Here is a 12,522-nt window from a genome sequence, read left to right as displayed (position 1 = left end):
ATCATGAGAGATAGCCCATGACCGGACAGCAGCACCCCAGTCGCGCCACCGAAGCCTTCTTCGGCCGTCGAAAGGGAAAGCCGCTGCGCGAGCGGCAGGCAGAAGGCATGGCGACGCTGCTGCCGGCCTTGAAGCTTGATCTTCAGAACGAAGCACCCGCGCGGTTGTCGGAGCTTTTCCCCGTGCCGGTGGAGGATCTACGGCTGGAGATCGGTTTTGGCGGCGGCGAGCACCTCATCCATCGCGCCCAGGAAAATCCGAAGACAGGCTTCATCGGCATCGAGCCCTTCGTCAATTCGATGGCCAAGCTTCTGTCGCGGGTCGATGAGCTGGAGCTGAAGAATATCCGCGTTTACGACGATGACGCCACCCAGGCGCTGGACTGGCTGCCGGACGTATCGCTCGATCGCATCGATCTGCTCTATCCGGACCCCTGGCCGAAGCGGAAACATTGGAAGAGGCGGTTCGTCTCGCAAGTCAACCTCGACCGCTTCCACCGCGTATTGAAGCCGGGCGGCCTGTTCTGCTTTGCGTCCGATATCGACACATACGTCAATTGGACGCTGATCCACTGCCGCAACCACGGAGGCTTCAAGTGGCTGGCGGAACAATCGTCCGACTGGCTAACACCCTTCGCCGGCTGGCCGGGTACACGATACGAAAACAAGGCCCGCCGCGAAGGCCGTTCCTCGGCCTACCTGACGTTTCGCAAAATCTGAAGGTCAGTGCAGGCTGACGGTCTTCAGATCGTCTTCAGCAGCCTTGAAAAAGGTGCTGGAACGGTTGTCCGTCAGGAGGATCGGTGTGCCATCGGCACCGAACAGAGCCCAAAGATCAAGACTGGGGTCGATTTCGGGGGCTTCGGGGAAACAGCGGGACACTTCGTCCGACCGCATCTTGCGAATGTATCCGACCTCTCCAGCGCCCAGGTGAGCAAGTTCGGACTGCGTCAAACGCGTATTCGCTTCTTTCAGGAGCATTCCAGCCTCCATGGTGAGGATGCAACGGCATTACCGCCGTTGACCTACTCTGAGACGGAAATGTTAATTTTTCGCACCATACGCGCCGGCTCCGGACGGATGAGGTCGATCGAGAGAAGTCCGTTCTTGAGTCCGGCACCTGAGACCTGCATTCCGTCGGCCAGCACGAATACGCGCTGGAACTGGCGGGCCGCGATGCCCCGATAGAGATAATCGCGCTCGGCCTGCTCCACTTGCCGGCCCCGGATGACGAGCTGGTTCTCCTCCGTCATCACCTCAAGTTCGGCTTCCGAAAACCCCGCAACCGCCAGCGTGATGCGCAGGCGCTCCGGATTGCCGGCGGCATCTGGGAGAATGCGCTCGATATTGTAAGGAGGATATCCGTCGTTGGCCTTTGCAAGGCGTTCGAGGGTCTTTTCCATGGCGTCGAAGCCCAGAAGCAGCGGGCTCGCAAACGGCGTTATTCGGCTCATTATCCAGTCCTTGCAACAAGCGACCATGCCGATGCCCGGAAGTCGGCGCATCAACTCGAAAATCTATATGGGGAGCGGCCGCGGAGACCGCAAGGATCGTGAGGCTGGTCCGGAAACACTGATCTGCCACTGTCCGGGCGCACTTGACAAGGCATTACCCCGAGGCCAACAAACCCCGGCAAATTAAGGGGCTAAACATGCAGAGTAGAAAGATCATTATCGATACCGACCCAGGCCAGGACGATGCGGCAGCCATCATGCTGGCCTTTGCAAGCCCTGAGGAGATCGAGGTCCTGGGGCTTTGCGCCGTCGCCGGAAATGTGCCGCTTTCCTATACGAGCCGCAATCTGAGGATTGTCTGCGAATTGTGCGGAAAGCCGGATGCCCCGGTTTATGAGGGAGCGAAGAAGCCGACGGTCCGCCCACCGGTGACGGCTGAGCATGTCCATGGCCGGACCGGCCTGGACGGTGCTGAACTGCCGGAACCGACCATGCCGGTCCGCGATCAGCACGCTGTCGATTTCATCATCGAGACGCTCCGTTCCGAACCTGCAGGAACGGTAACGGTCTGCACGCTTGGCCCGCTCACCAACGTGGCTCTGGCGCTGCAGAAAGCCCCCGACATAGCCTCGCGTGTCAAGGAACTGGTGATGATGGGCGGCGGCTTCTTCGAAGGAGGCAACATCACCCCCGCAGCCGAGTTCAACATCTTCGTCGATCCGGAAGCGGCAAAGACGGTCTTCTCCTCGGGCATGCCGATCGTCATGATGCCGCTCGACGTGACGCACCAGCTTCTGACCACCAAGGCCCGCGTGGCGAAAATCGCCGCTTTGGGCACGCGGCCGGCACAGGTTCTGGTCGATTGGCTGGCCTTTTTCGAGCGGTTCGACGTGGAAAAATACGGGTCCGATGGCGGGCCGCTGCATGACCCGACGGTGATTGCCTATCTGCTGAAGCCGGACCTTTTTTCGGGCCGCGACTGCAATGTCGAGATCGAGACCCAATCAGAACTGACGGTCGGAATGACCGTAGTGGACTGGTGGCGGGTTTCCGACCGCAAGCCGAACGCGAAAGTCATGCGGAATGTGGATGCCGACGGCTTTTTCGATCTCCTGACGGAACGTGTGGCCCGGCTTTGAGCGGCCGGTAACGAAAAGGCCGCCGGATAACCACCCGGCGGCTTGGCTCAAAGACGCCGCGTGCGCGATCAGAACTCTTCCCACTCGTCGGCGACAGCGGCCGATCCGTGCGAAACCGCAGCCTTGGCGACAGGTTTTGCGCGTGCAGGCACCGGAGCCGCCGGACTGGCTGGGGGCTCCCGCAGCGAGCGGGCAACCTGGCGCAGAGCCTGAGGCGCGGCATGAGCAACTCCGCCCACTCCGGCAGAGACCCGGAAGCGCGCGACGAGGGAGCGGAGGGTTTCCGCTTCGTTGCTGAGCACGGAGCTCGCCGCCGTGGTTTCTTCCACCATCGCGGCATTCTGCTGGGTGACCTGGTCCATCTGGTTGACGGCGGAGTTGATCTCCTTGAGGCCGGTCGCCTGCTCGCTGGCCGATGCGGAGATCTGACGGATCAGGCCGTTGATCTGCATGACCTGTACGGCAATCTTCTGCAGCGCGTCGCCCGCCCTGCCGACAAGTTCAACACCCTCGCCGACCTGCATAGTCGAGGCGTTGATAAGCGCCTTGATCTCCTTGGCCGCGTTGGCGGAGCGCTGTGCCAGTTCACGGACCTCTTGAGCAACGACGGCGAAGCCCTTGCCCGCTTCGCCGGCGCGGGCCGCTTCGACGCCTGCATTGAGCGCAAGCAGGTTGGTCTGGAAGGCGATTTCATCGATCACGCCGATAATGCGGGAGATCTCCTGTGACGACTGCGCAATGCCCTGCATCGAGGCGACGGCCTTTTGCACCACTTCGCCCGACTTTTCCGCGTCGTCGCAGGCCAGATTGACGGTCGAGGCGGCGGAGCCGGCATTCTCGGCGCTCGAATTCACCTGCGCGGTGAGCTCGTTCAGTGCGGCGGCGGTCTCTTCGAGGCTCGCCGCCTGCTGTTCCGTCCGGCGCGACAGATCCTGCGCGCTGGAAGCAATTTCGCGGGTGCCGTTGCCGATATTGTGCACGGTCGAATTGACGGTGGCGATCGTATCTTCGAGGCTCTCCAGAGCCCTGTTGAAATCGGTCTTCAGCTTTGCATATTCGCCCGGAAACTCTTCCTCGACCCGGTAGCCGAGGTTGCCGTTGGACAGTTCGGACAAGCCCCTGGCAAGCGATGCAACAATGCGCTGCTGCTCGTTGGCATTCGCCTCACGCTCGCTTTCCGACCGTGTCCGCTCGCTTTCGGCGGCTTTGCGCTGTGCCTCGGCTTCGGTTTCCAGCCGGCGGCTATCGGCAAGCGTGTGGCGGAAGCCTTCGAGCGACGAGGAGAGGGAGCCGATCTCATCGGAGCGGTCCTGGCCTTCGACCGGCTTCTCGTAACGGCCCTTGCTGAGCAGATCGACGCTGCCGAGGAGCGCGCCCAGAGGACGGCGCACGAACACGGTGCTGCCGAAATAGAGGGTCGCGATGCAGGCACCCATAATGATCAGGCCACCGAGGACCATCATCCACGTCTGATCCTGGACAGGCGCCGCGATGACGCTATGCGGCACGTCAAGAACGATGGCCCATGTGGCGTTGAGATCCGGCACGGTGAAGGGATAAACGACGCGCTCGTAGGCCTCCGGAGCGTCAGCAGTCAGATTGGTGAGCTGCAGAGGCGTGTTCGCCTTCAAGGCGGCGAGAAGCTCGCTGGCCTTCTCCCCTTCCACCGGCTTCATCAGCTTGTCGGCATTGACCGGAACGATCCACTTGCCGCCCTGGGACACGAGGAGAACGCGGCCGGAACCGAAAGGCCGCATGGCCTGCAGCTTCTTCGACAGGGTCGAAAGCGAGACATCGAGGCCTGCGACGCCGAGAAATTTGGAGCCGGACATAACCGGATAGGCAACCGAACTCATGGCGGTAGCGTCGCCCGTCGTGCTTTCCACGTATGGCTGGGTCAGTGAACCCTTCTTCGAATTGGCGGCCAGCGAATACCATTCCGCTTGCGTATCAATGTCGAAGACGCTGTAGGCGATCTCCCCGGTGCGGCTCTTCGTCCAATAGGGCGCAAGTTCGCCCTTCTTGTTGCCGCCCATCTCCTTGTTGTTCACGAGATCCGCATTTTTGCCGTCGAATGTTCCCGGCGCCTCGGCGAACCAGCTTCCGTAGGCGAAGACATTCTGCTCCAGATTGGCCTTGAGGGCGTCGACGACACCCTTGCGGTCGAGGTAGCCGCCGGCATGGCCGCGACCGATTACGCCGGCAATCGAACGGGCGGCACCGGCGAGCTGGCCGATTTCGACGGCGACCTCATTGGCGATCGAGCGCGCTTCCGCCTCGGCCTGCGCCATGGTCAGCGTTGAAACGCGGCTCCGGGTCTGCGAGATCAGGAAAAGATTGGAGAGCACAAGGACGAGAGCTATCGCCAGGCTCGTGACCAGGATGAGTTTCGTGGAAAGGGATCGGATCTTCAACGGGAACATGGGGCGCGCGCCTCGCAATGAGCATTACGGAGGGGAAAATTCACCTTTATCCGATTTGCCCCGTCATGAGGCCGCTCGCGGAAGGCAAGGCGTTCCGCGGAGGTGATGGTGCCACCCTAGGGATGATGTCTTAAATTTGATTAAAGTTAACCTGGTTGGCTTTCGCACTGCAAAAGCAAAACCTGAGTGACTTTAGATCCGGCTGTCGACCTGCTCGGCGACAGGTATGGACGGCTGGGCACCTGGCGTGAGACAGGCGAGCGAGCCTGCAACGGCGGCGCGGCGGAGCGCATCGGAAAAACCGAGGCCCTGTTCGAGGCTTGCGGCCAGATAGCCGCAGAACGTATCTCCGGCACCGACGGTATCGACGGGCTCGATCTTCAAACCGTCAGCTGCAAAGAAGGTCCCTTCGCGGATCGCAATGACGCCTTCGCCGCCGAGCGTGACCACGAATGTCTGGCCGGTTTCGGCATGCAGTTTTTGGAGCGCGGCTTTCCGCGCGTCCCGATCGGCTAGCCGTTCGCCCGCCAGCAGTTCGAATTCGGTCTCATTGGCAACGACGATATCGGCAAGGCGTGCAAGCCGTGCCGCGTCCGGCGTCAGGGGGGCGGTATTGATCATCGTGGTGATTCCCTTGGCGCGAGCGGCTTTCAAGGCTACCTCCACCGTCGATCCCGGAATTTCGAGCTGCAGCATCAGGATGTCGCCCGGCTGCATCGGATCGATCGCCGCAAGCGCTTGGGCCTCGCGCACAGTGCCATTGGCGCCCGGGACGACGGCGATCATGTTCTCGCCGGTACCGCCGACCAGGATCAGAGCCGTACCTGTCGGTTCGCCGACGCGTGCGACCCCCGAAAGATCTGCGCCGGCATCCTTGAGGAGCGCCAGCGCCTGCGCCGCGAAGGCGTCTTCCCCCACCGCGCCGACCATGTGAACCGCGCTGCCTGCGCGTTGCGCCGCAAGCGCCTGATTGGCTCCCTTGCCGCCGGCTGCAGTCGAGAAGCTTGATCCGGCCACCGTCTCGCCCGGCTCCGGCAGCCGTTCGGTGGTTGCGATAAGATCCATGTTGATGGAGCCGAGAACGGTGATCATGGGCGGCCTGCTGCTGCTTGTTGAATGCGCCGGACACTGCCCGACAGGATCACTCCTCGTCAACTACCCTCAGCTTCAGAAGCCCGGTCCTGCTTTCAACGACCTTGGTTTGCGGCGTCTCGGCGTCTGTCTCGGACTGTCCCGGCGCTTCGAGCTCCAACGCTCCGATTTTGGCGCCGCGCCTCGTGAGCTTTTCGCTCGATGTGACGATTTGCTCGACATCTCTCTGAGCTGCCAGGAAATGCCCCTGGAGCTTGCGTGTTCGATCGTCGAGGCGCGTCAAATCTTCCATGAGCAGTGCCACTTCACCCTGGATCAGATGTGCCTGCTCGCGCATCCGCTGGTCCTTCAGGACCGCCTGGATGACCTGGATCGACAGCATCAGGAGGGAGGGCGATACGAAGACGACGCGCGAGCGCTGCGCCTTTTGCACGACCGCTTCGAAATGCTCGTGGATTTCCGCAAAGATCGATTCGGAAGGGACGAAGAGGAAGGCCATGTCCTGCGTCTCGCCCGGAAGAAGGTACTTCTCGGAAATATCCTTGATGTGCACTTCCAGGTCGCGCCGGAATTGCTGGGCGGCGGACCTGCGTGCTTCCGGCGCGGCCGCCTCACGGAATGCGTTCCAGGCCTCCAGGGGAAACTTGGCATCCACCACCAGCGGCGGCGCGTTGTTCGGCATCCGGATCGTGCAGTCCGGGCGGGTGCCGTTGGAAAGCGACGACTGAAAGGAATAGGCGCCGAGCGGCAAGCCGTCGGCAATGATGGTTTCCATGCGCCCCTGGCCGAACGCGCCGCGGGTTTGCTTGTTGGACAGAATGGCCTGCAACCCGACCACGTCCTTGGCGAGCGTCTGAATGTTGTTCTGCGCCGCGTCGATCACGGCAAGCCTTTCCTGCAGCTTTCGCAGGTTCTCATGCGTCGATCTGGTCTGCTCGGTGATCGTCGTGCCGATCCGATGCGTCATGCCGTCGAGCCTTTGGCTGACCGCCTGATTGAGCTCCGACTGGCGGGTCGACAGGGTCTCGGCCATCGCCGACAGGCGTCCCTGCATCTCGCTTTGCGCCCGGATGAGTTCGGAAAGCCGCGCTTCCGCTTCCGCAGCCTGTCGCGCGGCGTCCTCCCGCCTGCGGCGGCTGCTGCGTAGAACGAATACCAGGAAGAGCAGGATGACAGCCGTCGCGGCGGCTGAAAACATCACGGTTAGCTGCTGAGAAAAAAGAGGAAAAAGGCGGCTGAAGAGATCGTTCATGCTTTCAACCTAACAGATTTTTGCAAAGGAGGAAGATCAAAGCATGAACATCAGTCGCCAATACAGCGCGATTCCTGTTCCATCGGAAAAAGAGTTGCGTTATGGGGAGATCATGACGATCAAGCCCCTGATTATTTTGCCCGACCCCATCCTGCGCCAGGTGTCCAAGCCCGTCGAGCAGGTGGATTCCGATATCCTGAAGCTTGCAGACGACATGCTGGAGACGATGTACGACGCGCCTGGCATAGGCCTGGCGGCGATCCAGATCGGTATTCCGCGCCGGCTTCTGGTGGTGGATATCGCGCGCGAGGGTGAAGAAAAGGCCCCGCAGGTCTTCATCAATCCGGAGATCGTCAAGTCTTCGGACGAACGTTCCGTCTACGAGGAAGGCTGCCTGTCCATTCCCGAATATTATGCGGAAGTGGAGCGCCCCGCCGTCGTCACCGTCAAGCATATCGGCCGCGATGGGAAGGAACATCTTGTCGAGGCCGATGGCCTGCTTGCGACCTGCCTGCAGCACGAGATCGACCATCTGAACGGCGTGCTGTTCATCGACTACATCTCCCGCCTCAAGCGCGAAATGGTCATCAAGAAATTCACCAAGGCCGCCAAGACGAAAGCCGTCTAAGGCTGACGCCTGCACGGTCTTCAGCTCGAAGGCGCGTTCTTAAAGCGCGAAACGCCATGTCTCTCCGCATCACCTTCATGGGCACGCCGGAATTTTCCGTGCCGACGCTGCAGGCGCTGAAGCAGGCGGGACATGAGATCGCCGCGGTCTACACCCAGCCGCCTCGGCCAGGTGGCCGCCGAGGGCTGGATCTGGTGAAGTCGCCGGTCCATCAGGCTGCCGAACTGCTCGGCATTCCCGTTTTCACCCCCGTCAATTTCAAGGAGCCGGAAGAGCGCGAGAAATTCCGCGCGCTGAATGCGGACGTGGCGGTCGTCGTCGCCTACGGCTTGCTGCTGCCCGAAGCGATCCTCACCGGCACGCGGCTTGGCTGCTACAACGGCCATGCCTCGCTCCTGCCGCGCTGGCGGGGGGCGGCGCCGATCCAGCGCGCCATCATGGCCGGCGATAAAAAGACCGGCATGATGGTCATGCAGATGGAGAAGGGTCTCGATACCGGCCCGGTCGCCCTTACCAAGGAGGTCGAGATCGGTGAAAACATGACGGCGGGAGAATTGCACGACAAGCTCATGCTCGTCGGCGCGCGCGCCATGGTCGAGGCGATGGAAAAGCTCGAGAGCGGTGACCTGCCGCTGACACCGCAGCCGGACGAGGGCGTGCTCTACGCCGCAAAGATCGACAAGGGCGAGACCCGCATCGATTTTTCGAGGTCCGCCCGTGACGTGCACAATCATATCCGGGGGTTGTCGCCTTTCCCCGGCGCGTGGTTCGAGGCCGAGATCAACGGCAGACCGGAACGCGTGAAGGTACTCGCCTCGGAAGTGGCTAAAGGCCAGGGCGAGGCAGGCACCGTTCTTGACGATACATTGACTATGGCCTGTGGCGAAGGCGCCGTGCGGCTCCTGAAGCTTCAGAAGGCGGGTGGCAAGCCGCTGGCGGCGGCTGAATTCCTGCGTGGAACATCCGTTCCCGCCGGCACGAGGTTTTGCTGATGCCGCGCTACCGCATGACCGTCGAATATGACGGCACGCCCTATGTGGGCTGGCAGATGCAGGAGAACGGCCATTCCGTCCAGGCCGCTCTACAGGCTGGCATCCTGTCGCTCACAGGAGAAACAGTCTCGATCCGTGGTGCGGGCCGGACGGATTCAGGTGTACATGCGGTGGGGCAGGTGGTCCACGCGGATCTTTCGCGCGAGTGGAAGCCCTACAAGCTGCGCAATGCGCTCAACGCCCACCTGATGATGGCTAGCGAAAAGGTCTCCATCCTGGACGTTCGGGCGGTCGATGACAGTTTCGACGCGCGGTTCTCGGCGCTGCGCCGGCATTATCTCTACCGCATTCTCAATCGGCCCTCGCCGCTCGCCCTCGAAGCCAAGCGTGCCTGGTGGGTGACGCGCGAGCTTGACCACGAGGTCATGCATGCAGCCGCGCAGACCTTGATCGGACATCACGACTTCACGACCTTTCGGTCTGCCCACTGCCAGGCGACGAGCCCGATGCGGACGCTCGACCGGCTGGACGTGACCCGCAGCGGAGACCTGATCGAGATCCGGGCGAGCGCCCAGAGCTTTCTGCACAACCAGATACGCTCCTTCGCCGGCACCCTGAAATTGGCGGGGGAGGGCAAGATGACGCCGGATGACGTTCGCGCGGCGCTCGACGCGCGGGACCGTGCCGCCTGCGGACCGGTCGCTCCGCCGGAAGGGCTCTACTTCCTGAAGGTGGATTATCCCGGCGACCCCTGACAGACAGAAGGGCCTGCGACCGTCAGAAAGGGTAGATTCCGAGGAAGCGCTGCATGGCGCCGGTCAAGATCATGTTCGGCACCAGCAGGACAAGAACCAGCGCCGTGGTCATTAGCAACTGCGGCCCGCAGATCATCCGCATGATCCGCGACACCGCAAAGACCAGGGCCATCAGCAGCATGAGCTGCATCAGCCCGATGATCGGCGTCAGGACGGGCAACAGAAGCATCGCCAGGCACAACAAACCGTAGATCCATGCAAATGGAACCGCCAGCCAGTTGATCGTCACCACGATGGCCGGGAATTTCCGGTGGATGCCCATGAACAAGCAGATCAGAGCCGCGAAGACGATCGGCAGCAGCCAGTTGAGAACTTCGAGCATCGCCACGCGGACAAAGAACATACCCCCGAGCCGCGTGCCTGGCGGCATGCTTTGAACCAGCAGCGACCGCAGCCAGATCCAGGATACGAAGACGGCCGGCAGGCACCAGACGAAAGCCCAGAAGGAACGCATCATGCCGCGGTCGGAAACATCGAGCAGGCGGAATCCCTGCGCATCGCCTCTGATCAACAGCCAGAGGCCGCTCAGATATAACCTGACTTCACTGTAGGAGGGCATTATCGAACCAGCGGGAGATGAAGGTCCCATAGATTTGGGTGAGCATCTCCAGATCGGCAAGGGCCACCCGTTCATCGACCATATGCATGGTCTGCCCGACCAGGCCGAACTCCACGACCGGGCAGTAGTCCTTGATGAAGCGTGCATCCGATGTGCCGCCGGTGGTGGAAAGCTGCGGCGTGCGGCCGGTGACCTTTTCTACCGCAGCCGAGAGCGAGGCGATCAGCGCATTGTTGCGGGTCAGGAAGACGTGGCTCGGGCGTTCGGCCCAGGCAATCTCATAACGTGACGGATCGCGGCCCGGACGCAACGGGCTTTGGACTGCTGCGAGATCGAGCCGGCGAATGATCTCCGCCTTAACCGTCTCGGCCGTCCACATGTCGTTGAATCGGATGTTGAAGGCAAACCCTGCCTTGGCCGGTATGACATTGGTAGCCGAATTGCCGACATCCACAGAGGTGACTTCGAGATTGGAGGCCGGGAATTCCGGCGTGCCTGTATCGAAGGGTGGGTCCATCAGCGCGCTCGCCAAGGGAAGAAGGCCCCGAACCGGATTGTCGGCGAGATGGGGATAAGCCGCATGACCCTGCACGCCGAATACGGTCACTTTGCCGGATACGGATCCCCGCCGGCCGATCTTGATCATGTCGCCGAGTTGATCCGGATTGGTCGGCTCCCCGACGAGGCAGGCGTCCCAGCGCTCGCCTTTTTCGGCAGCCCATTTCAACAGCTTCTCGGTACCGTTGACCGCAGGCCCTTCCTCGTCGCCGGTGATCAGGAAGGAGATCGAGCCTTTCGGAGCACCATGCTTTTCGATGTGACGTGCCAGAGCCGCCACAAAGCAGGCAATTCCACCCTTCATGTCGACGGCGCCGCGGCCAAAAAGCTCGTCGCCCGCGATTTCGGCCGCAAAAGGCGGATGGCTCCACGATGCCTCGTCCCCCGGAGGAACGACGTCGGTGTGGCCGGCGAACATCAGATGCGGACCGTCCGTACCGAGCCGTGCATAAAGGTTCTCGATATCCGGCATGCCCGGCTCCGTCGCCACCATTCGCTCGACCTTGAATCCGAGCGGAATGAGCATGGATTCCAGGGCGGTGAGCGCGCCACCTTCGGCCGGGGTCACCGAAGGGCAGCGGATGAGGTCCTGAAGATTGGCGACGGGATCGGATGCGGACATTTCGGATAAGCAGCCTTGAGGTCAGTCGCGCAGAAGTTCGTTGATGCCGGTCTTGGAACGGGTCTTTTCGTCGACGCGCTTGACAATGACGGCGCAGTAGAGGCTCGGGCCCGGTTCCCCGTTCGGGAACGGCTTGCCCGGCATCGAGCCCGCGACGACGACGGAATAGGGGGGCACTTCGCCATAGGTGATCTCGCCCGTCGCGCGATCGACGATCTTCGTCGACTTGCCGATGAAGACGCCCATACCGAGCACGGAACCCTCGCGCACGATGCAGCCTTCGACGACTTCGGAGCGCGCCCCGATGAAGCAATTGTCCTCGATGATGGTGGGGCCGGCCTGCATGGGCTCCAGCACGCCGCCGATGCCGACGCCGCCCGACAGGTGGACATGCTTGCCGATCTGCGCACAGGAGCCGACGGTGGCCCAGGTGTCGACCATCGTTCCTTCATCCACATAGGCGCCGAGGTTGACGAAAGAGGGCATCAGCACGACGTTCTTGCCAATGTAGGCCGAGCGGCGGGCAACGGCACTCGGTACGGCCCGGAAGCCGGCCGCACGGAATTCGTTCTCGCCCCAGCCTTCGAACTTCGACGGCACCTTATCCCACCAGGTGGAGTTGCCGGGGCCGTGCTTCACCACCTCCATGTCGTTCAGGCGGAAGGACAGCAGCACCGCCTTCTTCAGCCACTGATGCACGGTCCAGTTTCCGTCGGCACCGCGGCTCGCCACGCGCGCCTTGCCGCTGTCGAGCAGGTTCAGCGCGTCCTCGACCGCGTCGCGGATTTCCCCCTTGGTCGATACCGTCACGTCGTCCCGGTTCTCGAAGGCGGTCTCGATAGTCTTTTCGAGGGAGGAAAAGTCAGCGCTGCTCATGGGAAATCCTTAAACGTCACTCGGTATCGTGATGGTGGAGAGGTGGCCATTTAGTTCTATTTGCTCTAAGCGACCGCCACTCAGGCGTCAATGTGAATTGGCGTCAACGCATG

13 protein-coding genes are annotated in these 12,522 nt (G+C 61.9%); 5 read left to right on the top strand and 8 right to left on the bottom strand.

What is annotated here, in order from left to right; genetic code table 11:
- Positions 1–17: 17 nt before the first annotated feature.
- Positions 18–719 carry a tRNA (guanosine(46)-N7)-methyltransferase TrmB gene (gene trmB, locus EDE05_RS02095; RefSeq protein ID WP_112797481.1) on the top strand — a complete coding sequence of 234 codons (702 nt, stop codon included), beginning with the start codon at positions 18–20 and terminating at the stop codon, positions 717–719.
- A 3-nt stretch (positions 720–722) separates the two neighbouring features.
- Here trmB and EDE05_RS02090 read toward each other — a convergent pair whose 3' ends face one another.
- The gene (locus EDE05_RS02090; protein WP_105370485.1) at positions 723–980 is read right to left on the bottom strand and encodes a DUF1150 family protein; all 258 of its coding nucleotides are present in this window, start codon (positions 978–980) and stop codon (positions 723–725) included.
- A gap of 44 nt (positions 981–1,024) precedes the next feature.
- Complete coding sequence (locus EDE05_RS02085) at positions 1,025–1,453, bottom strand: Hsp20 family protein (protein WP_105370486.1); 429 nt, start codon at positions 1,451–1,453, stop codon at positions 1,025–1,027.
- A gap of 197 nt (positions 1,454–1,650) precedes the next feature.
- On the opposite strand from EDE05_RS02085, the gene EDE05_RS02080 reads away from it, so the two are divergent.
- On the top strand, positions 1,651–2,592 hold the full coding sequence (locus EDE05_RS02080; protein ID WP_112797479.1) for a nucleoside hydrolase: 942 nt from the start codon (positions 1,651–1,653) through the stop codon (positions 2,590–2,592).
- A 68-nt stretch (positions 2,593–2,660) separates the two neighbouring features.
- Here EDE05_RS02080 and EDE05_RS02075 read toward each other — a convergent pair whose 3' ends face one another.
- The 3 genes from EDE05_RS02075 to rmuC form a co-directional block, all read right to left on the bottom strand.
- Positions 2,661–5,015: a methyl-accepting chemotaxis protein gene (locus EDE05_RS02075; protein WP_112797477.1), complete on the bottom strand. Its 2,355-nt coding sequence runs from the start codon at positions 5,013–5,015 to the stop codon at positions 2,661–2,663.
- Between the two features lie 192 nt (positions 5,016–5,207).
- Positions 5,208–6,107 carry a ribokinase gene (locus tag EDE05_RS02070; protein WP_105370489.1) on the bottom strand — a complete coding sequence of 300 codons (900 nt, stop codon included), beginning with the start codon at positions 6,105–6,107 and terminating at the stop codon, positions 5,208–5,210.
- 49 nt (positions 6,108–6,156) lie between these two features.
- The gene (rmuC, locus tag EDE05_RS02065; protein WP_245519853.1) at positions 6,157–7,305 is read right to left on the bottom strand and encodes a DNA recombination protein RmuC; all 1,149 of its coding nucleotides are present in this window, start codon (positions 7,303–7,305) and stop codon (positions 6,157–6,159) included.
- Positions 7,306–7,471: 166 nt separating this feature from the next.
- On the opposite strand from rmuC, the gene def reads away from it, so the two are divergent.
- From def to truA, 3 genes are read left to right on the top strand one after another with little or no spacing between them, the layout of a single operon-like run.
- On the top strand, positions 7,472–7,987 hold the full coding sequence (gene def / locus EDE05_RS02060; RefSeq protein WP_105370711.1) for a peptide deformylase: 516 nt from the start codon (positions 7,472–7,474) through the stop codon (positions 7,985–7,987).
- A gap of 56 nt (positions 7,988–8,043) precedes the next feature.
- Positions 8,044–8,979, top strand: a complete 936-nt coding sequence (fmt, locus tag EDE05_RS02055; RefSeq protein WP_112797473.1) for a methionyl-tRNA formyltransferase — start codon at positions 8,044–8,046, stop codon at positions 8,977–8,979.
- The gene (gene truA, locus EDE05_RS02050; protein ID WP_112797471.1) at positions 8,979–9,734 is read left to right on the top strand and encodes a tRNA pseudouridine(38-40) synthase TruA; all 756 of its coding nucleotides are present in this window, start codon (positions 8,979–8,981) and stop codon (positions 9,732–9,734) included. Before fmt ends, truA begins: the two co-directional genes overlap by 1 nt.
- 22 nt (positions 9,735–9,756) lie before the next feature.
- On the opposite strand, the gene EDE05_RS02045 is transcribed toward truA, so the two are convergent.
- Genes EDE05_RS02045 through dapD form a run of 3 tightly spaced genes read right to left on the bottom strand, consistent with a single transcriptional unit; the run spans position 9,757 to position 12,409 of the window.
- Positions 9,757–10,305, bottom strand: coding sequence for a hypothetical protein (locus EDE05_RS02045; protein ID WP_245519844.1), 549 nt, complete (start codon positions 10,303–10,305; stop codon positions 9,757–9,759).
- Between the two features lie 31 nt (positions 10,306–10,336).
- The gene (dapE, locus tag EDE05_RS02040; RefSeq protein ID WP_112797466.1) at positions 10,337–11,533 is read right to left on the bottom strand and encodes a succinyl-diaminopimelate desuccinylase; all 1,197 of its coding nucleotides are present in this window, start codon (positions 11,531–11,533) and stop codon (positions 10,337–10,339) included.
- A gap of 21 nt (positions 11,534–11,554) precedes the next feature.
- On the bottom strand, positions 11,555–12,409 hold the full coding sequence (gene dapD, locus EDE05_RS02035; RefSeq protein WP_112797464.1) for a 2,3,4,5-tetrahydropyridine-2,6-dicarboxylate N-succinyltransferase: 855 nt from the start codon (positions 12,407–12,409) through the stop codon (positions 11,555–11,557).
- Between the last annotated feature and the right edge of the window lie 113 nt (positions 12,410–12,522).

It is taken from the genome of Neorhizobium sp. R1-B, from assembly GCF_004368875.1.
In the GTDB taxonomy this organism is placed as follows: domain Bacteria; phylum Pseudomonadota; class Alphaproteobacteria; order Rhizobiales; family Rhizobiaceae; genus Neorhizobium; species Neorhizobium huautlense.
The sequence above is the reverse complement of the archived record's forward strand: the minus strand, read 5'-3'. Positions and strand labels throughout refer to the sequence as shown.

Coding starts and splice junctions, on each gene's coding strand:
- EDE05_RS02070 (WP_105370489.1), bottom strand. CDS start 6,107: ATGATCACCGTTCTCGGCTCCATCAACATGGATCTTATCGCAACCACC.
- trmB (WP_112797481.1), top strand. CDS start 18: ATGACCGGACAGCAGCACCCCAGTCGCGCCACCGAAGCCTTCTTCGGC.
- def (WP_105370711.1), top strand. CDS start 7,472: ATGACGATCAAGCCCCTGATTATTTTGCCCGACCCCATCCTGCGCCAG.
- dapD (WP_112797464.1), bottom strand. CDS start 12,409: ATGAGCAGCGCTGACTTTTCCTCCCTCGAAAAGACTATCGAGACCGCC.
- fmt (WP_112797473.1), top strand. CDS start 8,044: ATGTCTCTCCGCATCACCTTCATGGGCACGCCGGAATTTTCCGTGCCG.
- EDE05_RS02080 (WP_112797479.1), top strand. CDS start 1,651: ATGCAGAGTAGAAAGATCATTATCGATACCGACCCAGGCCAGGACGAT.
- dapE (WP_112797466.1), bottom strand. CDS start 11,533: ATGTCCGCATCCGATCCCGTCGCCAATCTTCAGGACCTCATCCGCTGC.
- EDE05_RS02090 (WP_105370485.1), bottom strand. CDS start 980: ATGCTCCTGAAAGAAGCGAATACGCGTTTGACGCAGTCCGAACTTGCT.
- truA (WP_112797471.1), top strand. CDS start 8,979: ATGCCGCGCTACCGCATGACCGTCGAATATGACGGCACGCCCTATGTG.
- rmuC (WP_245519853.1), bottom strand. CDS start 7,305: ATGTTTTCAGCCGCCGCGACGGCTGTCATCCTGCTCTTCCTGGTATTC.
- EDE05_RS02085 (WP_105370486.1), bottom strand. CDS start 1,453: ATGAGCCGAATAACGCCGTTTGCGAGCCCGCTGCTTCTGGGCTTCGAC.
- EDE05_RS02075 (WP_112797477.1), bottom strand. CDS start 5,015: ATGTTCCCGTTGAAGATCCGATCCCTTTCCACGAAACTCATCCTGGTC.